Raw genomic sequence first — 23,663 nt, 5'->3', positions numbered from 1 at the left:
CGGCAGCATAGACAGTGCACCCTCTCCCCTTGCGGGAGAGGGTGGATCGCCGCGAAGCGGCGAGCCGGGTGAGGGGTATCTCTCCGCGAGTCGTCTCTACATTTGAACTCGCGGATACAACCCCTCATCCGGCGCTTCGCGCCACCTTCTGCCACAAGGGGAGAAGGGAACAGGAGGACCCCATGGATTTTCAACACTCCGAACGTTCGCTGGAGCTGCAGGAGCGGGTCCGCCGGTTCATGCGGACGCATGTCGAGCCGGTCGAGGAGCTCTACTACGAGCAGGTGAAGCCGGAAGCGACACGCTACAGGACGCCGCAGATCCTTCAGGACCTGAAGCGGCTGGCGCGCGAGCAGGGGCTTTGGAATCTGTTCCTCTCCGGCGAGCACGGCCAGGATCCCAACAACACTGGCTTGACCAATCTCGAATACGCGCCGGTGAAGGAGATCATGGGCCGCATCCTCTGGGCGCCGGAGGTGTTCAATTGCTCGGCGCCCGACGTCGGCAACATGGAGGTGCTGGCCAATTACGGTACGCCGGCGCAGCAGGAGCGCTGGCTGAAGCCACTGCTGGAAGGGCGCATGCGCTCCGGCTTCTCGATGACGGAGCCGCAGGTTGCCTCCAGCGATGCCACCAACATCCAGTGCGAGATCAGGCGCGACGGCGGCGACTACGTCATCAACGGCCGCAAATGGTTCACCTCGGGCGCGATGAACGAGGATTGCGAGATCCTGATCGTGATGGGCAAGACCGCGCCCGACGATCCCGATCGCCACCGCCAGCAATCCATGATCCTGGTGCCGAGAGCGACGCCTGGCGTGCGCATCGTCCGCGACATGCTGACCTACGGCTATGACGACGCGCCGGTCGGCCATCCCGAGATCGTCTACGAGAACGTTCGCGTGCCCGCGGAGAACATCCTGCTCGGCGAGGGCCGCGGCTTCGAGATCGCGCAAGGCAGGCTCGGCCCCGGCCGTATCCACCATTGTATGCGGCTGATCGGCTGCGCCCAGCGCGCGCTCGAATTGATGTGTCAGCGCGCGGTCTCCCGCACGGCCTTTGGCAAGCCGCTCGCAGAACAGGGCTCGGTGCGTGAGGACATCGCGCACTCATTCTGCGAGATCGCGCAGGCGCGGCTCTTGACGCTGCAAGCCGCCGACAGGATGGACCGCGAGGGCAACAAGATCGCGCGCGACCTGATTGCGGCCGCCAAGATCGTGGTGCCCAGCATGGCCGCCCGCGTTATCGACCGCGCCATCCAGATCCACGGCGCTGCCGGCGTCTCGCAGGACACGTTCCTGGCGCGTGCTTACGTCTACGCCCGCTTCATCCGCATCGGCGACGGACCGGATCAGGTGCATCTGGCCGCGGTGGGGAAGGAGCTGATCAAGCGTGGCGGGGTGATGGGCTAGCAAACGCCATCACTGACGGCCCCATTTCTTCTTTCCCGCGCAAAGCAAGGCGGCATGAACACCTTGCCGGCGGCGCCTTGACCACCGTCACTGGACCAGATGTGCGGGCCGAAGGGGCCTGAATGCGGCGCGCAGCTCGGCGGAGAAAAGCGCAGGCTGCTCCCAGGCAGCAAAATGACCGCCTTTGTCGACCTCGTGGAAGTAGGTCAGGTTGCGATAGGCGCGCCGGGCCCACGTCTCCGGGGCTTGATAGCTCTCGCCCGGGAAGGCCGTGATGGCCACCGGCAGTGAGATCTCCGCAGTCTTCTCCGGACCTGCAAGGGCGGGACTGCGCCCGCTATATTCCCAGTAAAGTCGCGCCGAGGAGGTGGCGCTGTTCGTCAACCAGTACAGCGTGATGTCGTCCAGCACCTCGTCGCGGGATTTTTCGGAGTCGGTGTCGTCGAACTTCCAATGCGAGAAGCCGGGATGTCCGAGCATCCAGGCTGCCAGGCCCGCGGGAGAATCCGTCAAGCCGTAGCCGATCGTTTGCGGCCTCGTTCCCATCATCAGCGCGTAGGACCGGTTGCCCATCTTGCCGGCCGCACTGAATGCATCGAACGCCGCGCGTTCCTTGGCGGAGAGGTCTGCCGGAGCAGGCCCGCCGGCCGCGAGGATCGCGGCGATAGCGGGCGGGACGATCGCCGGCAAGTTGATATGGATGCCGAGCAAGCCTGCCGGCGCCAGCCGTGCCATCGCACTCGAGACCGGCGAGCCCCAGTCGCCGCCCTGCGCGACATAGTGGGTGTAGCCCAGGCGCTTCATCAGTTCCGCCCAGATGCGCGCTGTGTGGTCGGGACCCCAACCGGTATCGACCGGCTTGCCGGAGAAGCCATAGCCGGGCATCGAGGGGATCACGACGTCGAACGCGTCCTCGGGCCGGCCCGCATGGGCCGTTGGATCGGTGAGTGGATCGATCAGCTTGAGCTGCTCGAATACCGATCCCGGCCAGCCATGGGTTATGACGACAGGCAGGGCATTGGGATGTTTGGAGCGGACATGAATGAAGTGGATGTCGATGCCGTCGATGTTGGTCATGAACTGCGGAAGTCGATTCATCTTCGCTTCGATCTTTCGCCAGTCGTAGGCCGTCCCCCAATAGTTGAGGAGGGACTGGAGCTTCGCCAGCGGGATACCTTGGGAGTGATCGGAAACAGTCTCGCGATCGGGCCATCGCGTCGCCAACACGCGCCGCCGAAGCTCGACCAAGTCCTCCTCCGGCACGGCAATGTGGAAGGGGCGAATTGTGCTTTCGCCCGCGGCCGCCGCTCCACGCAGCGGAAACACGCTCGTGGAAATCACCGCCGCAATTCCAACCGCTGCCGTGCTCAAAAGCGCGCGCCGGCTTCTGTCGATGGTGTTCTCGGAATTGTATGGCACCGGCATGGGACTGCCTCCTGGCCTCAGGCGATCGGAGCCTGCGGAGCAGGGCAGTCCTTCGTCTGGCTCTCGAACATGGCTTAAAAGCTGGCCAACGGCTCGTTAGCCGTTGTTAAATGCTGTGAGCGTTTGCGGCCGCTGAAGGTGAGGGAAGACAAGCTCAGCATTGCTGTCCCATGCCGCTGCCTTGGATAGAGTAGCCAAGCTGATCGGATCTGTGCGTCGGCTCGTTGTCCGGGAACGCGTTCAGCAGCGGGCCTCGCTGCGCAAGGACATCGCAAACTCTCTCTCTCTGCGACATCGCGCAAGCAAGCCTTCTCACGCTAGGTGGCTGCCTCCGCCGCAGCAATGATCGCTTCTGCCAAAACCAACGCCGATAAGGATGAAAACACGGTCAGGCAGGCGAGCGCATCGATTGGCCTGATTGGTGGCGCCGTAGAGTCATGCCGTCGCGCGATTTCACTGCCGCACTCGTCGTCATGCTGTTGACGCAATGTCTGTCTTAGACGGCGACAAGTAAAACACGTGCTGGAACTGTTGGGGTTCCTACAAACGGTTCCGGAGCCAAGGGTTGGCTCGATCCGCAAAACGATTTGCGGCATCGGAACCGAACAATCGAAAATCACAGGAGATATAATGGGGTTCCGATCGAGCGCCGCAATCTGCGGCGCCGTGATTGCACTTGCCGTTTCCGTTTCTATTGCGCGATGTGAAGCTGGTGGGGTTCACTCAAGCGCTGTCGACAACGCCGCTTCCGGGGAAACGATCGTTGGCGCGGCATCCATGTACAATCCGTTCAAACCAGGCAAAGAGGAGGGCGGCCCGAAGACGGCTTCCGGCGAGCGCTATGACCCCTCGGTCTGGTCGGCCGCCATCAAGACGAGCTTGCGCAAGAAATTCGGTGGAGTCCAGTTTGGCGCGAAGCCGAAATACGCCCTCGTCGAGGCCGTCGGCAAGAAGGTCATCGTCAGGATAAATGACGTGGGACCGCTAAGGCCTGGCCGCATCATCGACTTCAACGAGCGGACGATGCGCCATTTCGATCCGAGCCTGGAGCGCGGGGTCATTCCTGACGTCAAAGTCCGACCGCTTGCCGGCGGCGACTGGACCCCCGGACCGGTTGGCTGAACCGTCGCACCAGGAGGTCGCGCAGCACGGCCCTTCCACAATAGGCGAAACGCTTCGATGGCTCTCCATGCGGTCGGCGAGGCGTTGCCCACCGGCGCGACGGTGGTAGGATGTTTGGGAAAACCGACATATCTCCATGCTCGACCAAAGCCGAATAGCGGAGTGAAATCTGCGCGTCTAGATTGAAAGAATGGAAAGGCAAGTGGGGCGGGCAGCCGTTGCTCCGGCGGTCTCATCAACTTGCTTTTTTCCGACGGTTTTTATCAGCGTTCTACGCCCACGCATGTTCGCCAGTATCGATGTCATTGCGAGGCAGTGCCACTGGAGCGGTGTGCGATTGCACGCAACCGCGGAGAACGCAGATGAGCAGCTTCCCTTGGCCCTTGTGGCAAAAGCACAAGAACAAATCGCTGGATCGTGCGGAGCCTCCTTCGGACAAGGTGGAGCCTTCGTCCGAACAGTTCGAAGGCGGGGGTCGGCGACACCTGCTGCAGGCGCTGTCCGTCTTCGCCGCCGGCAGCGCGTTGGGGGAGATGTCAAACCCCGCCGAAGCAAAAGACTCCAGTGATTTGCCACCTCCAAGGCGTGCACTGACCGGCCGCGATGAAGCCGGCAAGTCGGTGTTGAAGTCTTTTGAGGTGACTCCAAAGCTGGTGGAAATCGATGCCAATCCAGGACTGACTTTCTATGAACTGTATATGACTGAGGGAGTGCCAGGACTGACTGGCCTGGAGCCGGATCCGATGTCGGCAGGAACGAAGGCGTTTCCGGGGCCTGCGGGGACCATCTTTCGATTGATCTCGTATCCGCCGAAGCGTCCTGAAGGTTGGAAGCCGCCGCCTGGCGTCACGTTCGAGAGTGGGCTTAGAGAAATGTCGGACAAGATCCCCGGCATGGGAGATCATTTTGAGCGCGGCGCTCCAGGGATGCACACATCGGATACAATAGACTACGGAGTCGTGGTTCGCGGCGAGATGACGCTGGAATTGGACGACGGCCAGAAGGTCCATTTGCGTCAGGGTGATTGCATCGTGCAAAACGGAACGCGCCATCGCTGGCGCAACCCATTGCCCGAACCCTGCCTCATGGCGTTTGTTTCGATCGGCGGGAAGCGCGCCTGACGCGTGGAGACGCGGCGCCTCGTTGGCTGAAAGCAGCCATGTCTAGCGTACAAACTGCTAAGCGGCCGTGATCTTCGAAGCCGGGCCTTCGGCTCCAGTGCCAAGGGAGTCCACACCCGTCGCCTCTATGCAGAGTTTAAGCGCCCCGCCCAGAGTTGCAGCAGCCAGATCCGCCTTGGCACCTTCCCGCAGGCTTTCCAGCGCCGCTGGGTCGATGTCCTTCATCCAGCAACCCAGAATGATTGTGGCCTTCGGCAATTTACGGCGAAGGCGTCGCACCGAGTAACGCATGTGGGCGGGGCTGCTTGCATCCATATAGACGAGGCAGACAATGGCGACCCCGGTGGTCTCCAGCCGGAAGATATTCGCCGTCGATAGCGCTTCCGCTGCTTCAACTCGTGCCGACAAGCCATGCGCACCGGTCAGTTGAGCCAGCATGATCGCAGCGGCTTCGTCGATCGGATTTCGCCCGGCCACACAGAGGACGGGATGTTCGCCTTGCCATCCAGTGGGCAAGTCCTCCTTGCGCAGAACCCGCAGACTCTCATAAGGCGCGTCCTCAGCCACGCCCTCTATGGCAGATGTAGCTTCGACATCTGTGGTCGGGCCGACCTTCGGCGGCGGACGCTCATCCTGCTCCGAAATGTTATTGGCAAATTCCTGGACCGCATCCCTGATTTTGGTCAGCCGGTCGGGATCCAGAGCGCCGCGCTCGGCATCCGCTTGAGCCAGTTGCAGTCCTCGCAGGGCGACTTCGTCGTAATAGGAGCTGAGAGATCGCTCCTTCAAGAACTCCTCGGCTTTTGCAGATGCTTCTGTCGGGTCGCCGGCGAGCATCCGCTGATAGAATATCTCAGGCGGAGAGAGTGCTGGTCGGTCTCCAAACATGACGTCCAGGAACTCCAGCCGCTCGACATGGCGGCCCAGTACGACGAGACACACCGTGAGTGGTGTCGCCAGAACGAGGCCGATCGGACCCCAGAGCGCCGTCCAGAACGTCGCAGAAGCCACAACGGCCACCGGCGACAGTCCCGTGCTGTGTCCATAGACCATCGGCTCCAGCACATGGCCGACGACGGGCTCCACCACCACGAACAGCGCGATCGTCCAAAGCAGCATCGTCCAGGTTGGATCGACCGCGACCGCGAGAGCGAGAGGAAAGGCGGCGGCGATGACCGCCCCGATGTAGGGCACGAAGCGCAGCACTGCTGCCAGAATACCCCACAGGATCGCGCTTGGAACGCCGATCAGCCAGAGACCCATTCCGATGACGATGCCGAAGCTGCCGTTCACGAGAAGCTGGATAAGGAAAAGCCGGCTGAGGCGGCTCGCCGCGTCATCAAGGGCAGCCGTGGTGCGCTGCAGGTCATCCGAACCGGCCAGCCTGATCAGACGATTACGAAGATCCTCGCGTTGAAGCAAAATGAAGATCACGAATATGACGATGATCCCGGTCGTTGCGAGCGGATGAAGCAAGGGTGAAATCAGCGTTTGCAAGCTCTCCAGCGCGCCGGGATCGGGCTGAAGCACTTCCACAGGAACGGGCCTCGGCGCGGCCGCTTTCGGAGCTGCTATGGTCCCCAACGAATTCGCGGCCTCCTTGGGCTTGTCGAGTTCTTTGCTGAGGTCCTTCAACATGCTCGAAGCCCGCTCGAGCGTGCCTCGACCAGCGGTGGTCTCACGGAAGGATTGGATCTTCTCGCTTATTGTGGACTGATATCGCGGCAAATCGCCAGCCAGCTGCGTGAGTTGGGTAGCAAGGAGACTGCCCATCGCAAATATGAATGCGAAGGCGATCACGACCACGCTCACCACAGCCAAACTGCGTGGAATGCGCAGACGCTGAACCAGTCGAACCAGGGGCGCCAGCACGAAGCTGAGCAAGACGGCCAGCGCTATGGGGATGATGATCTCGCGACCATAATACAGCACCATGACAATGATCGCGGCGAGAATGGCCATCGCCACGGCGCTCAATAGCGAAATCAATTCTTCCGGTGTTCGTGCTTTGAATGGCTGCCTGATCACAGCTCCTCGCTAGGCCGGGAAAAGCGGCGAGTTTGTTGACGTCAAGTGAGTTCAAAAAAGCCGCGGATTGCTCCGCGGCTTTTGCATTCACAGGATTCGTATCTCAGTAGCGGTCGGTGCCGATCCCGACGCTCACGCCGGGAGCGCGGAAGCCGATGCCGCTGCGCTCTTCATAGCCGCGCCGCTCGATGTAGCGCTCGCGAGGCGCATATCCGTAGGAATCGCGCCCTTCGCGGATGATGACACGGCGTTCGCCGCGCTCACGCCAGCAACGACCGTCTTCGTTGCAGACCATGCGCACGTTCTGAATGTTGCTGTCCGGAGCGACAGACAGGGTGGGAGACAGCGGGGCTGCAGCAGCGGCGGTCACGAGAAGGGTACTTGCTGCGGCCGCCAGAGCGGCTGTGAAAAATTTCATCGTGTTTCTCCCAAATGTGATGTGTCAGTGAGGCAATAGACTGGGAACCCAATGGTTCCATGGCTGAACAGATATCGTCAGCTGCCGCCATTCTGTTCGCAGGCATTCCCTGCCCGAAAGACAGGTGAACTCGCCATGATTGGCGATCATGACCTGGAAGATGGGATTGCGGAGAGAGGCATCGCGCGGTCTCTGTGAAGATCGGCTTCGAGATCCTGCCGGCCCAGCGCGGAAAGCTCCAACATTGACATCATGCTCCTGTTTTGCCCGACGGAGCAAGTAGATTCGTCAAATCCGCAGAAGACGGGGGCGGTAGCCAAGCCATTGAAATTGCTGTCCCCGGCTACTGTGCATGGGGTTGTTTTCGCGTTTTTTGATGGAGCGACCCCACCGCCGGCTCTGTTGGCGATGGACGTGCGGCTACCCGGCCTTGGCGATGCGGCCGTCCGCCGCGCCTGCGCGCAGGTTCTGGAAGAACTTCTCCACCTCGCGCGACAGCGTCTCCGCCGTCTCGGTCACGCTGCTCGCAGCCCTCAGCACCGAGGAGGCCGCAGTATCGGTCTCGCCGATGGCGTCGCGGAGCGAGCTGATGTTGGCGACGAGGGTCTCGTTGCCTTGGGCAGCCGATTGCGCGTTGGACGAGATCTCGCGCGTGGCGGCGTCTTGCTGGCCGATGGCGCCGGCGATCGCCGAGGTGACGTCGTTGATCTCGCGCACCGCGCCGCCGATCTCGCGGACGGCGTCGACCGCGTTGCGGGTGGAGGACTGGATCATCGAGACGTTTTCACTGATGTCGGCGGTCGCTTTCGCGGTCTGCCCCGCGAGCGCCTTCACTTCGTGTGCGACGACGGCAAAGCCGCGGCCGGCGTCGCCCGCGCGCGCCGCTTCGATGGTGGCATTGAGCGCGAGCAGATTGGTCTGCTCGGCGATCGCCTGGATCAGGCTGAGCACGCCGTCGATGCGTTGCGTGGCGGCCGCCAGGCTCTCGATCTCGGCAATCGATTTCTCGGTGCGCTGCCCGGTCTGCTCGACCGCGCTGGCGGATTGCCGCACCTGCCGGCCGATCTCCACCACCGACGCAGACAGCTCCTCGGCCGCGCCTGCCACCGCCGTGACGTTGTGCGATGCCTGTTCGGTGGCGTTCGCCGCCGTGCCGGCGCGGCTGCTCGCGTCCGCGGTAACGCGGGTGATGGTCTGCGCCGTTTCGCGCATGACGGAGGCGTTGTCGCTGAGGCCGCGCATGATCGCGCCGATCGCCTCGCGAAACGCGTCGACGGATTGCTCGATGTGGCGGGCGCGCTCCTCGCGCGCGGCGGAGTCCTGCGAGACCTGCGAGGCGAGGTTGCGGTTGCGCCCCATTGCGTCCTGGAAGATCTGGATCGCGCGCGCCAGTGCGCCGATCTCGTCGGCGCGGTCAGAGTGGGGCACCACGATGTTCTCGGCGCCGTCAGCGACCTGCTTGATGGTCGCGGTGATGGCGGAGAGCGGGCGTGCGATCGAGCGGGCGATGATGACGATGCCGATCACGACGAGGGCGAGCGCCACGCCGGCGAGGCAGGTCAGGACGAAGGACAGGATGCGATTGGTCTCGGTCTCGTGCGCGATTTGCCTCGCGCGCTCGGCATAGACCTTGGACAGCGCCTCGAGATCCTTGTTCAGCGCCGAGCGCACGGCGCGGTTGGCGTCGTTGTCGCCCCATTCGCGGCCCGCGGCCGCATTGATCTCGACGCCGCGGCGCACCAGCTCCTTGCGAAACTCGACGAACTGCTCGATGCGCTTCTTGAAGGTGGCGAACTGCTCGGCATCGTCAGCCTTGACGATGGTCTCCCAGCGCTTCACGACGTCGAGGATCTGGGCGTTGAACTTGAGCAGGCCCTCGCCGTATTTCTTCACCACGGCCGGTTCGGTCGACATGTAGACGCCCCGCGATTCCATCACGACCGCATAGACCAGCGAGTTGACCCGCTCGACGTTCAGCGCGGCGGCGTTCGCGGTCTCGATCGCGCTTGTCAGCTCGGCGCCGCGGCGGCTGTTGTAGTCGGACAGCATCGCGATCGCGGCCGTGAGCAGCGCGAACAGCGCGAAGATCGCGTAGAGCTTGTTGGCAAGCGTGAAGCGGCCGGCGAGGCCGGCGGCATTCCCAGATTGGTCGGTTTTCATGGTTTCAGGGGCCCGAATGGCCGGGAGCGGCCGGAGAGCGCGGTCGTAACAAATCGATGCAAAACTATGCAGAATGAAGATGGACGCAGCGTTAACGCCGGGTTTGGCCTCCTTCGCCCTCGGTCGAAAGAAAGGTCGATATTTCAGCGTCTTGATCTGAAGGTATAGTCTTGGGATTGCCCTGGAGTCGGCCTTTGGCCGACGAACCCCGGAGAGACCCTTGGTCTACCGCCACACCATCGACGCCACGACGTACGCATTCCCTGATCTGCGCGATCTGCTCGCCAAGGCGACGCCGCCGCGCTCCGGCGACCGGCTGGCCGGGATCGCCGCCGCCAGTGCCGAACAGATGATCGCGGCGCGGATGGCGCTGGCCGACGTCCCTCTCGGGCAGTTCTTACAGGAAGCCGTCATCCCCTATGAGACCGACGAGGTCACCCGCCTCGTTATCGACAGCCACGACGCCAAGGCGTTCGCGCCGGTGGCTTCGCTGACGGTCGGCGCCTTTCGCGACTGGCTGCTATCGGACGCCGCGACGCCCGAAATCTTGCGCAAGCTGGCCGGCGGCATCACTCCGGAGATGGCCGCCGCGGTCTCGAAGCTGATGCGCAACCAGGATTTGATCCTGGCGGCGCGGAAATGCGAGGTCACCACCGCTTTCCGCAACACCATCGGCCTGAAAGGCCGGATGAGCACCCGGCTCCAGCCCAACCATCCCTTCGACGACGCCAGGGGCATCACCGCCTCCATCCTCGACGGCATCCTGCTCGGCGCCGGCGATGCCTGCATCGGCATCAACCCGGCGAGCGACGACCCGGCCGTGATCGGCCAATTGCTGCGGCTGCTCGACGAGGTCATCGCGCGGCTCAAGATCCCGACCCAAGGATGCGTGCTGACCCATGTCACCACGACATTGTCGCTGATCGGGCAGGGGGCGCCGGTCGACCTCGTGTTCCAGTCGGTCGCCGGCACCGAGGCCGCCAACCGCAGTTTCGGCGTCAACCTCGCGCTCCTCAAGGAGGCCCAAGAGGCCGGGCTGTCGCAGAAGCGCGGCACGGTCGGGCAGAACGTGATGTATTTCGAGACCGGGCAGGGCTCGGCGCTATCGGCCAATGCCCATCACGGCGTCGACCAGCAGACCTGCGAGGCCCGCGCCTATGCGGTGGCCCGCGCCTTTGCGCCCCTCCTGGTCAACAGCGTGGTCGGCTTCATCGGCCCGGAATATCTCTACTACGGCAAGGAAATCATCCGGGCCGGGCTGGAGGATCACTTTTGCGGCAAGCTGCTCGGCCTGCCGCTTGGGATCGACATCTGCTATACCAACCACGCCGAGGCGGACCAGGACGACATGGACAATCTGCTGACGCTGCTCGCTGCCGCCGGCGTTACCTTCATCATGGGTGTCCCCGGCGCCGATGACGTCATGCTGAACTATCAATCCACGTCTTTTCACGACGCGCTCTATGTCCGCGACGTCTTCGGATTGCGTCGTGCGCCGGAATTCGACGACTGGCTGGCGCAGTCGGGCATTGCGGGCGCTGACTTCCGTCTTGCCGGCGATGCAGGCCTGCTGCCCGATTTTGCCTCACGGTTGATCGCGTGACGTGGCGGAAGCACCCGGTGGCCCGAGGAAACCATTGGTGCCCAAGGGAATTAAGCTCTGCCACAATATTGAGAAATTCCGGCGGCAGCATTACGCTATGTAGCTGTCTGGCAATTTCCGCAGCTAAGTCGAGCGTGGCGGGGGAGCTTTGATGCGAGCTGAAAGTAACGGGACGTCCCGGCGGATTCTCTGCGTGTTTCCGCGATACACATCGTCGTTCGGGACGTTCGAGCATTCCTACCCACTAACCGATGGCGTCCGCGCCTTCATGCCGCCGCAGGGACTTTTGCTGCTCGCGGCCTATCTGCCCGAGGAATGGCAGGTCAAATTCGTCGACGAGAACCTTCGCCGTACGACCAGAGAAGAGTTCGAATGGGCCGAGGCGGTCTTCGTCAGCGGCATGCACATCCAGCGCCAGCAGATGAACGATATCTGCCGCCGCGCTCACGAGTTCGATCTGCCGGTCGCGCTCGGCGGCCCCTCCGTCAGCGCCTGCCCGAACTACTATCCATCCTTCGACTATCTCCATGTCGGCGAGCTCGGCGACGCCACCAATCAGCTGCTCGAGATACTGTCGCGCGACATCTCGCGTCCCGAGACCCAGGTGGTTCTGACCACCAAGGACCGCGTGCCGATGACGGAGTTTCCGATCCCGGCCTACGAGCTCGCCGACGTGAAGAAATACTTCCTCGGCAGCATCCAGTATTCCAGCGGCTGTCCGTATCAGTGCGAGTTCTGCGACATCCCCGGCCTCTATGGCCGCAACCCGCGCCTCAAGTCGCCGGAGCAGATCATCGCCGAACTCGACCGCCTGCGGGAATGCGGCATGACCGACACGGTCTATTTCGTCGACGACAATTTCATCGGCAACCGCAAGGCGGCGCTCGACCTCCTGCCGCATCTGATCGAATGGCAGAAGAGGACCGGCTACATGGTGCGGCTCGCCTGCGAGGCGACGCTCAACATCGCCAAGCGGCCGGAAATCCTCGAGAAGATGCGCGAGGCCTATTTCGTCACCATCTTCTGCGGCATCGAGACGCCCGACCCCGATGCGCTGAAGGCGATGCACAAGGACCACAACATGATGGTCCCGATCCTCGAGGGCGTGCAAACCATCAACTCCTACGGCATGGAGGTCGTGTCCGGCATCATCATGGGGCTCGACACCGACAAGCCGAACACTTCGGAGGCGCTGCTCGCCTTTGTCGAGGAGTCCCGAATTCCGCTGCTCACGATCAACCTGCTTCAGGCGTTGCCGAAGACGCCGCTGTGGGACCGTCTGGAGCGCGAGGGGCGCCTGGTCGAGGACGACGGGCGCGATTCCAATGTTGACTTCCTGTTGCCCTACGACGACGTCGTTGCGTCCTGGAAGCACGCCATGGCCGTCGCCTACGAGCCCGAGAAGGTCTACGGGCGCTTCCAGTATCAATGCGACCACGTTTACGTGCACCGCCTCAAGATGCCAACGCCGGACGAGATGAAGACCTGGACCAACATCAGGCGCGGCCTCGTCATGCTGCGAAACATCTTCTGGAAGGTCGGCGTGCTCGGCGACTACAAGCGCGTGTTCTGGAAGTTCGCGCTGGGCCGCATCAAGCGCGGCGATCTCGAAGGCCTGATCGGCTGCACCCTGATCGCGCACCATCTCATCACCTTTGCGCGGGCGGCCTCGACCGGCCAGCAGAACGCCTCGAACTATTCGATCCGGCTACGCGAGGCCTCCGTTCCCGCCGAATGACACAACATGTCTGATCCGGCCATCCCGCGTCGTCCGACCCTCGATCTGCGTTCGCTCACGCCCGCGCGCGTGGCGCTGGGGCGCAGCGGCGCGAGCCTGCCGACGCGGGCACTGCTCGATTTCACACTGGACCACGCCCGCGCCCGCGATGCCGTACACGCCGTGTTCGATGCGCCGCGGCTGGTCGCGGATCTCTGCGCGCTTGGCCTCGTCGTCACCGAGGCGAACAGCCGGGCGGTCGACCGCGGGGACTATCTGCGGCGGCCCGATCTGGGCAGACGGCTCGATGCCGGATCAGCCGAGTCCTTGGCGCGGAGCGCCTCGGAGCCGTGCCAACTCGCACTCGTGATTGGCGACGGCCTGTCGGCGGCGGCGGTCCACGCCCATGCGGCCGCGCTGGTGATGCGCCTGCTGCCGTTGCTCGCGGCCGACGATGGTGTCGCGATCGGCCATGTCGTCGTCGCCTCAGGCGCGCGCGTCGCGCTCGGCGACGAGATCGGCGCCATTCTCGGCGCGCGCATGGTCGTGATGCTGATCGGCGAGCGGCCGGGCCTGTCGGCGCCCGACAGTCTCGGCGCCTATCTGACGTTCGCCCCGAAGCCGGGCCGTACCGATGCCGAGCGCAATTGCGTGTCGAACATCCACAAGGCCGGGTTGAGCTATGACGAGGCTGCCTTCAAGATCGCCTGGCTGGTCCGCGAGGGGCTCGCGCGGGAAGTGAGCGGTGTGGCGCTGAAGGACGAGAGCGCAGACCGGGCGCCGCGTCGAATTGGCACGGCTTTGCCCGGATGAAGGGCATTAAGGCAAAATCGCCACATCTTGATCGATTCGGCCACACTCCGCCTGCTTGCGAGAAGGGCGATTGACCTGCTAAACCCCTCGCAGCGATTTTCTGCGCATTTTCAAAGGGCAAGCCTCCCATTGGTATGGCATTTTCAAGCCGTTCGCGGGGCGCGACAAGCTCACAGACCCGAGCCGATTTAGGAACTGGACAAGGCATGCTCGAAAAGCACAGCGAGAGTGAGGTTCATGTCGACAAGGTCGAGCAGGGACCTGCGTCCTCGATCGCCTTCGGGCTGGAGCGCATCGGGCTGATCGCAGTCCGGGCGCCCATCGTCTCCTGCGTCGTCCTGCTCGTGCTGATCGTCGGCGCCGTGTTTGGCATCCACCGGATCAAGATCGACGATTCGCTGTCGCAGCTGTTCCGGTCCAACACGCCGGAATTCCGCCAGTACGAAGCGGTGACCAAGAAGTTCCCGGCCGAGGAATTCGATGTCCTCGTCGTAGTCGAGGGCAAGACCCTGCTGGCCCGGAACAACCTCGAGAAGCTGCGCGACTTCGTCACCGACATGCAGCTGGTCGAGGGTACGCGCGGACTGGTCTCGCTGTTCTCCGCGCGTCAGGCGCCCGCTCCGGGCAAGCTTCCCGCCGCACTGTTCCCGCCCGAGCTGCCCGAGGGCGAGGCCTATGACAAGTTCATCGAGGGCGTCAAAGCCAACGAGATCATCCGCGGCAAGCTGTTGTCCGAGGACGGCACGCTGGCGCTGATCGTGCTGTCGCTCGATCCGGAGGTGGTCGCCTCCAACAAGCTGACCAAGACCGTCGCCGACATCCGCGCGCTGATAAAGGAAGACCTCAGTGACACCGGGCTCAACGTGCAGCTTTCCGGCGTGCCGGTGATGCAGCTCGAGATCCGCAACGCGGTCGAGCGCGACGGGCTCACCTACAACATCCTCGGCATTCTCGCCGGCTGTGTCATCGCCATCATCTTCTTCCGCAAAATCTCGTTCATGGTGGCGGCGGCGTTCCCGCCGATGATCGCGATCCTGCTGGCGCTCGGCGCGCTCGGCTGGGCCAATTTCAATCTCAACATGTTCCTGAACGTGATGACGCCGCTCATCATGGTCATCAGCTTCTCGGACTCGATGCAGCTCACCTTCGCCGCCCGCGACCGGCTGATCGCGGGCCAGGACAAGTTCACCGCATTCAAGAACGCGGTGCTGGTGGTGGGACCGGCCTGCGTGCTGACGCACGGCACCGCAGGCATTTCCTTCATCGCGCTCCAGTTCTCCGACTCCGATCTGATCCGCAAGTTCGGCGAGGCGGGTCTCGCCGCCACCATCATCGCGCTGGTTGCGGTGTTGTCGCTCGTGCCGGTGTTCGGCGTGCTGCTCGTGCGCAACGAGAAGGTCTTTGCGACCAAGTTCCAGAGCGCGGATGCCGGCGTACAAGCGCTGCGTAATTTCTGCTACTGGATCGCGGTGCGCATGGTGGGCCGTCCCGGCCTGTTCAGCCTGATCGCGGTGGTGTTCGTGGCGGGCCTCGGCGTCATCTACGCAAATCTGGAGCCGCGCTACCGGCTCGCCGACCAGGTGCCGGACAAGCGCCAAGCGGTCGCGGCCAGCGACCGGCTCGACGCCAAGCTCACCGGCGCCAACCCGGTCAACGTTCTGATCCAGTTCCCCAAGGGTGAATCGCTCTATTCGCCGGAGACGCTGCAGACCATCGCGGACGTGCACGCGACGGTGGAGAAGGCCGCCGGTGTCGGCAATGTCTGGTCGGTCGAGACCCTGCGCCGCTGGCTCGCGGACAAGGCCGGCAGCGCCGACGTCGCGACCCTGAAGGAATATGTCAGCGTCATTCCGGAGCATCTGGTGCGCCGGTTCATCGATGCCGAGCAGGACGCGGTCGTGGTCGCAGGTCGCGTGCCGGACAAGGATTCCAGCCAGCTCCTGCCGATCGTCGACAAGCTCGATACCGAGCTCGACGCCGTCCGCAAGAAGCATCCCGGCTATGAAGTGGCGGTCACGGGTCTTGCCGCGATTGCCGCGCGCAATTCGGCCGGCATGATCGAGAAGCTCAACCGCGGGCTCACCGTCGAATTCGCGCTGGTCGCGATTTTCATCGGCCTTGCCTTCCGTTCCTGGGTCGTGATGTTCGCCTGCATCCTGCCGGGCATCTTCCCCGTCGTGATGTCGGGAACAGTGCTGTGGGCGATGGACGAGGGACTGCAATTTGCCAGTGTCGTAGCTCTGACCGTTTCGTTCGGCCTGGGCTTAAGCGCCACCATCCACTTCCTCAACCGCCTCAGGCTCGAGAGCAAGCCGGGCGTCGGCTCGGCGCTCGCAGTGGAGCGCGCGACCGTGCTGGTCGGCCCGGCGTTGATCCTGACCACGTTGGTGCTGGCCTGCGGTCTCGTCGTCACGGTGTTCTCCGATCTGCCGTCGCTACGGCTGTTCGGCTGGCTCAGCGCCTTCTCGATGGTGATGGCGCTCGTCGCCGACCTCTTCATCCTGCGGCCGACGGCGATGTGGTTGATCAATCTGCACGCCAAGCTTCAGGGCACCGACAAGCCGGCGATCTGAGCGGCTGCATCCATCGGACACGGAATCGGCGCGGTCCGGACGATTGCGCCGCGCCTCCGAAAAACAACAAGCCCCGGTTCGCGAGAACCGGGGCTTGTCGCTTCGAAGCGGTAAGAGCTGTCAGCCCTTCGTCATCGTGATGTTGACGCCGCGAATCTCGCCCTTGGATGAGATCTGCACCGTCTGCTTGGTGCCGTTGGTGCGCAGCGACAAATTGGCGGCAAATCCGTTGGCCTCGACGAACACCTCGATCTGGCCGCCACCGGCGGTGCCTTGGAGATTGCCGAAGATGTTGCGGTTGGTCTCGCTCCAATTGCCGGAGATGCGCTCGCCTTGGCTGGTCACATCGCTGGTGAGGTCGAACTTGTAGCTGTCGGAGGCGCAGTGCAACGCCTGCTTGAGACTGAGACCGGTGCCGGCAACCTTGTAGTCCGCCTTGCAGCGGATGCGCTCGGTCGAGCCGTCGGACAGCGACACCGTACCCGTCCCGGTCCATGCGCCCTCGAAACCTGCAAACGGTCCGGACGACTGAGCCTGACTTGTCGAAACCGAGAAGAGCAGCGCAGCGCCGATGCCGGCCGCCTTGATTGCCAGTTCAGTCCGTCCAAAGAATTTCATCTCAAAATATCCCGTTTAGAACGACGTCCGCTTCTCACGAAGAACGTCTCGCCACATCGAAAGTTTAGTGTTCCGAGCCAGTGACAGGTTCAATGCCCGACTGCCAGAGATGGCAGTTCACGACGCCTTGCGCCATGCTTCCACCTCTCGATTTGTCGTATTTCGGCATGTTTCTTGGTCCCGAGGCGGTATCGAGAGATGCAGCTCTGCAACAGGTGCGCAGCAAAACGCGGCGCACCTGAATTATGACGTAGTATCAGTCTCTTACATTTGCCAGAGAAGACGCAGGGAAGCCCTGATTTGGTGGACGTGGCGCCAATTTGGCCGCATTTGCCAGTGCTTGTGCCTTCTCCGAGGCCGCTCCTCCCGCGGCGACTTGCCATCAGAACAATCCGCTCCGGTCGTCGCCCTGTGCTGTCCGGGATTGGTGCGATTCTGCCGTCAGAATGAAGGAATACAATGCGTAAGCTTCTCGTCGCTCTCACCTTGCTGTCGGCCTCCCTCTCGACCGCAGCGTTCGCCCAGCAAGGGCGCGGCACGGACGCCGAGCAGAAGGCCTGCTCGCGCGATGTGCAGAAGCTCTGCCGTCCGGTCATCGACCAGGGTGATTTCACCATCCTGGCCTGCCTCAAGGAGAACCGGGCCAAGATCTCTCAGGCCTGCGACCAGGTCCTGAAGAACCACAACCAGTAAGCTCGGCCACTGGCCCACAAAAGGCGGCCCCGGGGCCGCCTTTTCGGACCTGATCCGCAAAGGGCAGCCATCGAGAGACAGGATTGGTTTTGCGGCCGTATTCCCCTATATGGGGGCCGCGGCGGCATCGCCCGCACGGGCTCGCGCGAGCGAAAAAGCCCTTCCTGTCCAAACGATTGTAGACCAGCCCTCGATGACCTCTGCGAGCGAATTGCGATCCGGCAAGGGTGAGCGCGACGAGAATTTTCCCGTCGCGTCCTGGATCATTCATCCGCGTCATCGCGCGCTGATCCTGGCGTATTACAATTTCGTCCGCACCGCCGACGACATCGCCGACCACGCCACGCTGCCGCCGGACGAGAAGCTCGCTTATCTCGACCTGCTCGAGGCGGAATTGCTCGGCAAAGGCGACACCCAGGCCGAGGCCGTCAGCCTGCGGCACGCACTGGCCGAACGCGGCATGGCGTCGCGCCACGCGCTCGACGTGCTCATCGCGTTCCGTATGGACGTGACCAAGTTGCGCTACGAGAATTGGGACGAGGTCATCCATTATTGCCGCTACTCGGCGATGCCGGTCGGCCGCTTCATGCTCGACGTCCATGGTGAGAGCACCTCGACCTGGGCCGCGTCAGATGCGCTCTGCGCAGCGCTGCAGATCAACAACCACCTCCAGGATTGCGGCAAGGATTTCCGCGAGCTCAACCGCGTCTATCTGCCGCGCGATGCGCTGGCCGCGAGTGGCGCCTCGGTCGAGCAGCTCGGACTGGCGCAGTCGCCACCGGCGATGCTGGCCTGCCTTCAGGCTCTCGCCGTCCGCAACGAAGCGCTGCTCGCCGAGGGCAGGTCGCTAGCTGCGGAGATCCGGGATTTCCGCCTCGGCGTCGAGGTCTCGGTGATCCAGGCCTATGCCGACCGCATCGTGCGCCTGTTGAAGGTGCGCGATCCCCTGCGCGAGCGCGTGCACCTGAACAAGCTCGAGCTCCTCACCTTCAGCCTCGCCGGCATGATCGGCGAAGTCGGCCGCCGCACGGTCGGACGCAAGGCCATTTCCAGACCGGGGACTGCACATGACGCTTGAGGCGACCTCGCCCGGCGCCAATTATGGCTCGACCGCATCCGGCAGTTCGTTCTACGCCGCGATGCGCATCCTGCCGCACGACCAGCGTGAAGCGATGTTCCAGATCTACAGCTTCTGCCGCCAGGTCGACGACATCGCCGATTCCGATGGCCCGCGCGACGAACGGCTCGCCGCCCTTCAGGCGTGGCGCAACGACATCGATGCGCTCTACCAGGGCAATCCGCCGCCGCGGCTGAAGGACTACGTCACCTCGGTGAAGACCTTCGGCCTCAAGCGCGAGGATTTCCTCGCCATCGTCGACGGCATGGAGATGGACGTGCCGCAGGACATCCGCGCGCCCGACATGGCGACGCTGGATCTCTACTGCGATCGCGTCGCGAGCGCCGTAGGGCGGCTGTCGGTCCGGGTCTTCGGCTTGCCAGAAGAAGACGGCATCGAGCTTGCCCATCATCTCGGCCGCGCGCTCCAGCTCACCAACATCCTGCGCGACATCGACGAGGACGCGGGCCTCGGCCGGCTCTATCTGCCGCGCGAAGCGCTGCTGCATGCCGGCATCACCTCCAACGATCCGGACCGCGTGATCGTCGAGCGCGCGCTGCCGAAGGTCTGCCTGCCACTGGCGCAGCGCGCAAAGGTGTATTTCGAGAAGTCGGACGAGATCATGAACCGCAACCGGCGCCGCGCGGTGCGCGCGCCGCGGATGATGTCGAAATACTATCATGCCATTCTGGATCTCCTGATCGCGCGCGGGTTCAACGCGCCGCGCGAGCCGGTGCGTGTGTCGAAGATCACACGTATCGCCATCCTGCTCCGATACGCTCTCATCTGATGCAAAAAACAGCTCACATCATTGGCGCTGGAATCTCCGGCCTCTCCGTCGCCGTGCGACTTGCCAATGCCGGCTTCAAGGTCGCCGTGCACGAAGCGACGCAGCAGGCCGGCGGCCGTTGCCGTTCCTATTTCGACGGCGCCACCAATCTCACCATCGACAACGGCAACCATCTGCTGCTGTCCGGCAATAGCCATGCGCGCGCCTATGCGCGTTCGATCGGGACCGAGGCGGGCCTCGTCGGTCCGGAGCGCGCGCAGTTTCCCTTCGTCGATCTCAAGACCGGGCAGCGCTGGCAGATCGACCTCGGCGACGGCCGGCTCCCGACCTGGGTGCTCGACGAGAGCCGCCGCGTCCCCGACACTGCGCTGACCGATTATCTGAAGCTGGCGCCGCTGATCTGGGCATCGGAAGAGACGCTGGTCGGCAAGTCAATTCCGTGCGAAGGCGTTCTCTATCAGCGCCTGGTGCAGCCTCTGCTGCTCGCGGCCCTCAACGTCGATCCACCCGAAGGCTCGGCGGGGCTTGCCGGCGCGATCGTGCGCGAGACGCTGCTCGCCGGCGGGCAGGCCTGCCGTCCCCTGATCGCGCGCGACGGGCTCAGCGCGGTACTGATCGAGCCCGCCGTGACGTTCCTGCAGGGGCGCGGGCACAGCGTTCAGCTCGGCCATGAGCTGCGCTCGTTTGCGACCCATGACGGCAAGGTCGGCGCGCTGAATTTCGGCGGCGAGGATGTGATCCAGATCAGCGAAGGCGACGTCGTCGTGATGGCGGTGCCGCCGCGCGCTGCCTCCAACCTGCTGCCGGGCCTGAAGACGCCGACCGAATTCCGCGCCATCGTGAATGCGCATTTCCGCGTCGAGCCGCCGGCGGGATCGGCACCGATCCTCGGCGTGATCGGCGGCGTCGTGGAATGGCTGTTTTCGTTCCCGAACCGGCTGTCCGTCACCATCAGCAACGGCGACCGTCTGGTCGACATGCCGCGCGAGGAACTCGCGCAGGCGATCTGGAACGACGTCTGCAAGGCGGGCGGTGTTTCCGGCGAGCTGCCCCCCTGGCAGATCGTGCGCGAGCGCCGTGCCACATTTGCGGCGACGCCGGCGCAGAATGCCCTGCGTCCAGGGCCGGTCACTGCGCTGAAAAACCTGTTTCTTGCAGGCGATTGGACTGCTACGGGATTGCCTGCAACCATCGAGGGATCGGTCCGATCCGGTGATCGCGCCGCCGATCTGGTTCTGGCCGCCAAGCGATAGTGACAGGCGGCCCTGACGGGCATTTGTCCCAGTCAATTTCGGCCCATTCAATCGACTATCGGAGCAATCGAGCGAGATGGATTCCGTGAACGCGACCAGCCGCGAAGCCCAAGAATTCAGGAACTTGGAATCGAGCATTGCGTCGGCCACCGAAGGCGTCCTCGGCTTCCAGCAACCCGACGGCCATTGGGTGTTCGAGCTCGAGGCAGATTGCACGATTCCGGCCGAATACGTCCTGCTGCGCCATTATCTCGCCGAGCCGGTCGATGCCGTGCTCGAAGCCAAGATCGCCAATTATCTTCGCCGCGTGCAGGGCGCCCATGGCGGCTGGCCGCTGGTGCATGACGGCGAGTTCGACATGAGCGCCAGCGTCAAGGCGTATTTCGCGCTGAAGATGATCGGGGATTCCATCGACGCGCCGCACATGGTGCGTGCGCGCGAGGCGATCCATTCCCGCGGCGGCGCCATTCACAGCAATGTCTTCACGCGCTTCATGCTTGCGATGTTTGGCGTCGTGACCTGGCGCGCGGTACCGGTGCTGCCGATCGAGATCGTGCTGCTGCCGTTCTGGTCGCCGTTCCACATCAACAAGATCTCCTACTGGGCGCGCACCACCATGGTGCCGCTGATGGTCATCGCCGCGCTGAAGCCACGGGCGAAGAATCCCAAGGGCGTCGGCATCGACGAGCTGTTCCTGCAGGATCCGCGCTCGATCGGCATGACCGCCAAGGCGCCGCACCAGAGCATGGCCTGGTTCGTGCTGTTCCGCGCGCTCGACGGCATTTTGCGCGTGGTCGAGCCAATGTTTCCCAAGAGCCTGCGCAAACGCGCCATCGACGCGGCGCTCGCCTTCACCGAGGAGCGGCTGAACGGCGAGGACGGCATGGGCGCGATCTATCCGCCGATGGCCAACATCGTCATGATGTACGACGCGCTCGGCAAGGACGAGAACTTCCCGCCGCGCGCGATCACGCGCCGGGGCATCGACAAGCTGCTCGTGATCAAGGACGACGAAGCCTATTGCCAGCCCTGCGTCTCGCCGGTGTGGGACACGACGCTGACCGCCCACGCGCTGCTCGAAGCCGGCGGCGACAAGGCGGTGCCGGCCGCCAAGCAGGGTCTCGACTGGCTGATCCCGAAGCAGGAGCTCGAGGTGAAGGGCGACTGGGCGGTGAAGCGGCCCGACGTACGCCCGGGCGGCTGGGCCTTCCAGTACAACAATGCCCATTATCCCGATCTCGACGACACCGCGGTGGTCGTGATGTCGATGGACCGGATGCGCCGGGAGCACGGTGCGGCCGGCTATGACGCCGCGATCGACCGTGCCCGGGAGTGGATCGAGGGCATGCAGAGCAACGACGGCGGCTGGGCCGCCTTCGACGTCAACAATCTCGAATATTACCTGAACAACATCCCGTTCTCGGACCATGGCGCACTGCTCGATCCACCGACCGAGGACGTCACCGCCCGCTGCGTCTCGATGCTGGCCCAGCTCGGCGAGACCGCGGAGACCAGCAAGCATGTCGCGGACGGGATCGCCTACCTGCGCAAGACCCAGCACTCCGAAGGGTCCTGGTACGGCCGCTGGGGCCTGAACTTCATCTACGGAACCTGGTCGGTGCTGTGCGCCCTCAACATGGCCGGCGTCCGCCATGACGATCCCATGATCCGGAAAGCCGCCGGCTGGCTGGCCTCGATCCAGAACCAGGACGGCGGCTGGGGCGAGGATGCCGTCAGCTACCGGTTGGACTACCGGGGCTGGGAGGCCGCCCCCTCGACCGCCTCGCAAACGGCATGGGCCTTGCTTGCCTTGATGGCTGCTGGCGAGGTTGATCACCCGGCCGTCGCCCGCGGGGTGGAGTACCTGATTGCAACACAGAACGAAAAAGGACTGTGGGACGAACAGCGGTACACCGCCACGGGCTTTCCCCGTGTATTCTATCTACGGTACCATGGTTATCCGAAGTTCTTCCCGCTGTGGGCGTTGGCGCGGTATCGGAACTTGCGGAACACCAACAGCAGGGTGGTAGGGGTCGGAATGTGACTTTGGGGACGGGGGACTATCTTACCGCGGGTCAAACCGTTGATCCGCGGCCGATATTGATCGTGACTGGACTGGTTCAGGAGGCCCGCATCGCGGCCGGGCCTGGCATGGCGGTCATCTGTTCGTCGAGCAGCCCCACCCAGTTGCGGGCGCTGTTGACGGTGCTGGATCCCGAGACGATTCGCGGTGTGATCTCCTTCGGCGTGGCCGGCGGGCTCGACCCGACGCTGCGCTCCGGCGACGTCGTGCTGGCGACCGAGGTGCTCGCGGGCGATACCCGCTGGGCCGCTGGCCTCTCGCTCGGCGACGACCTCATCGACCGCCTGACGTCGGGGCGCCGCCGCGTTGTGCGCGGCAGCCTCGCGGGTGCCGAGGAAGTGGTCACGGGGCGCTCCTGCAAGGCGGCGCTGCATTCGGAGACGGGAGCGGCCGCCGTCGACATGGAAAGCCACATCGCGGCGGCCTACGCCGCCGAGGCCGGCTTGCCGTTCGCCGCGGTCCGCGTCATCAGCGATCCCGCCCATCGCGCGCTGCCGGCGCTCGCCCGCGCCGCCATCAAGCCGAATGGCCAGATCGACGTGCTGGCCGTGCTGCGCGGCATCGCGCGCAACCCGACTGCGCTGCACGGACTGGTCTCGACCGGCCTCGACTTCAACCGCGCGCTACGCAGCCTGCGCGGCTGCCGCGACTTCCTGATCGGCACCGAACTGGTCGACAGCGAGGCGCTGGTCTCCGAGGCGGCCTGAGCGGGTTCTG

At 63.8% G+C, this 23,663-nt stretch carries 18 protein-coding genes; 13 read left to right on the top strand and 5 right to left on the bottom strand.

The genetic code is table 11. The features are described 5' to 3' along the window. Positions 1-182 precede the first annotated feature (182 nt). Positions 183-1,412 carry an acyl-CoA dehydrogenase family protein gene (locus tag RX329_RS30255; protein WP_085362337.1) on the top strand — a complete coding sequence of 410 codons (1,230 nt, stop codon included), beginning with the start codon at positions 183-185 and terminating at the stop codon, positions 1,410-1,412. A gap of 87 nt (positions 1,413-1,499) precedes the next feature. Here RX329_RS30255 and RX329_RS30250 read toward each other — a convergent pair whose 3' ends face one another. Continuing rightward, positions 1,500-2,837 (bottom strand): epoxide hydrolase family protein, encoded by a 1,338-nt coding sequence (locus tag RX329_RS30250; RefSeq protein WP_317244748.1) that lies wholly within the window; start codon positions 2,835-2,837, stop codon positions 1,500-1,502. A 630-nt stretch (positions 2,838-3,467) separates the two neighbouring features. Between RX329_RS30250 and RX329_RS30245 the strand changes: the two genes are divergently transcribed. Both RX329_RS30245 and RX329_RS30240 read left to right on the top strand, forming a co-directional pair. After that, positions 3,468-3,959, top strand: coding sequence for a septal ring lytic transglycosylase RlpA family protein (locus tag RX329_RS30245; protein ID WP_085352210.1), 492 nt, complete (start codon positions 3,468-3,470; stop codon positions 3,957-3,959). A gap of 362 nt (positions 3,960-4,321) precedes the next feature. Beyond that, on the top strand, positions 4,322-5,080 hold the full coding sequence (locus RX329_RS30240) for a cupin domain-containing protein (protein ID WP_018456933.1): 759 nt from the start codon (positions 4,322-4,324) through the stop codon (positions 5,078-5,080). A 57-nt stretch (positions 5,081-5,137) separates the two neighbouring features. Here the strand turns inward: RX329_RS30240 and RX329_RS30235 are convergent, their stop codons facing one another. From RX329_RS30235 to RX329_RS30225, 3 genes are all read right to left on the bottom strand, one after another. Then, complete coding sequence (locus RX329_RS30235) at positions 5,138-7,108, bottom strand: AI-2E family transporter (RefSeq protein ID WP_410706078.1); 1,971 nt, start codon at positions 7,106-7,108, stop codon at positions 5,138-5,140. A gap of 103 nt (positions 7,109-7,211) precedes the next feature. Then, complete coding sequence (locus RX329_RS30230; protein ID WP_018456931.1) at positions 7,212-7,526, bottom strand: hypothetical protein; 315 nt, start codon at positions 7,524-7,526, stop codon at positions 7,212-7,214. Positions 7,527-7,946: 420 nt separating this feature from the next. Next, positions 7,947-9,686, bottom strand: coding sequence for a methyl-accepting chemotaxis protein (locus tag RX329_RS30225; protein ID WP_085362340.1), 1,740 nt, complete (start codon positions 9,684-9,686; stop codon positions 7,947-7,949). A gap of 220 nt (positions 9,687-9,906) precedes the next feature. Between RX329_RS30225 and RX329_RS30220 the strand changes: the two genes are divergently transcribed. The 4 genes from RX329_RS30220 to RX329_RS30205 all read left to right on the top strand — a co-directional run bounded on the left by RX329_RS30220 (position 9,907) and on the right by RX329_RS30205 (position 16,392). Continuing rightward, the gene (locus RX329_RS30220) at positions 9,907-11,289 is read left to right on the top strand and encodes an ethanolamine ammonia-lyase subunit EutB (protein WP_085362341.1); all 1,383 of its coding nucleotides are present in this window, start codon (positions 9,907-9,909) and stop codon (positions 11,287-11,289) included. A gap of 151 nt (positions 11,290-11,440) precedes the next feature. Next, positions 11,441-13,027: a B12-binding domain-containing radical SAM protein gene (locus RX329_RS30215; RefSeq protein WP_085352431.1), complete on the top strand. Its 1,587-nt coding sequence runs from the start codon at positions 11,441-11,443 to the stop codon at positions 13,025-13,027. 6 nt (positions 13,028-13,033) lie between these two features. Beyond that, a complete protein-coding gene (gene eutC, locus RX329_RS30210; RefSeq protein ID WP_085362342.1) occupies positions 13,034-13,819 on the top strand; it encodes an ethanolamine ammonia-lyase subunit EutC in 786 nt (261 codons plus the stop codon). A 206-nt stretch (positions 13,820-14,025) separates the two neighbouring features. Further along, positions 14,026-16,392 carry an efflux RND transporter permease subunit gene (locus RX329_RS30205; RefSeq protein WP_018456926.1) on the top strand — a complete coding sequence of 789 codons (2,367 nt, stop codon included), beginning with the start codon at positions 14,026-14,028 and terminating at the stop codon, positions 16,390-16,392. 120 nt (positions 16,393-16,512) lie between these two features. Here the strand turns inward: RX329_RS30205 and RX329_RS30200 are convergent, their stop codons facing one another. Continuing rightward, the gene (locus tag RX329_RS30200) at positions 16,513-17,010 is read right to left on the bottom strand and encodes a hypothetical protein (RefSeq protein ID WP_018456925.1); all 498 of its coding nucleotides are present in this window, start codon (positions 17,008-17,010) and stop codon (positions 16,513-16,515) included. A 459-nt stretch (positions 17,011-17,469) separates the two neighbouring features. On the opposite strand from RX329_RS30200, the gene RX329_RS30195 reads away from it, so the two are divergent. The 6 genes from RX329_RS30195 (at position 17,470) to RX329_RS30170 (ending at position 23,653) form a co-directional block, all read left to right on the top strand. Beyond that, on the top strand, positions 17,470-17,703 hold the full coding sequence (locus RX329_RS30195) for a hypothetical protein (RefSeq protein WP_007593627.1): 234 nt from the start codon (positions 17,470-17,472) through the stop codon (positions 17,701-17,703). Between the two features lie 193 nt (positions 17,704-17,896). After that, the gene (gene hpnC, locus RX329_RS30190) at positions 17,897-18,781 is read left to right on the top strand and encodes a squalene synthase HpnC (protein ID WP_018456924.1); all 885 of its coding nucleotides are present in this window, start codon (positions 17,897-17,899) and stop codon (positions 18,779-18,781) included. Then, positions 18,771-19,610, top strand: coding sequence for a presqualene diphosphate synthase HpnD (hpnD, locus tag RX329_RS30185; RefSeq protein WP_018456923.1), 840 nt, complete (start codon positions 18,771-18,773; stop codon positions 19,608-19,610). Before hpnC ends, hpnD begins: the two co-directional genes overlap by 11 nt. Next, positions 19,610-20,863 (top strand): hydroxysqualene dehydroxylase HpnE, encoded by a 1,254-nt coding sequence (gene hpnE, locus RX329_RS30180; protein WP_085362344.1) that lies wholly within the window; start codon positions 19,610-19,612, stop codon positions 20,861-20,863. Before hpnD ends, hpnE begins: the two co-directional genes overlap by 1 nt. A gap of 76 nt (positions 20,864-20,939) precedes the next feature. Further along, entirely contained in the window at positions 20,940-22,907 is a 1,968-nt protein-coding gene (shc, locus tag RX329_RS30175; RefSeq protein ID WP_085362345.1) for a squalene--hopene cyclase, read from the top strand. Next, entirely contained in the window at positions 22,904-23,653 is a 750-nt protein-coding gene (locus RX329_RS30170; RefSeq protein ID WP_026233265.1) for a phosphorylase, read from the top strand. Before shc ends, RX329_RS30170 begins: the two co-directional genes overlap by 4 nt. Positions 23,654-23,663: the final 10 nt, after the last annotated feature.

This window comes from Bradyrhizobium sp. BWC-3-1, from assembly GCF_032917965.1.
Lineage (GTDB): Bacteria > Pseudomonadota > Alphaproteobacteria > Rhizobiales > Xanthobacteraceae > Bradyrhizobium > Bradyrhizobium canariense_D.
This window is presented reverse-complemented; position numbering and strand designations above follow the sequence as displayed.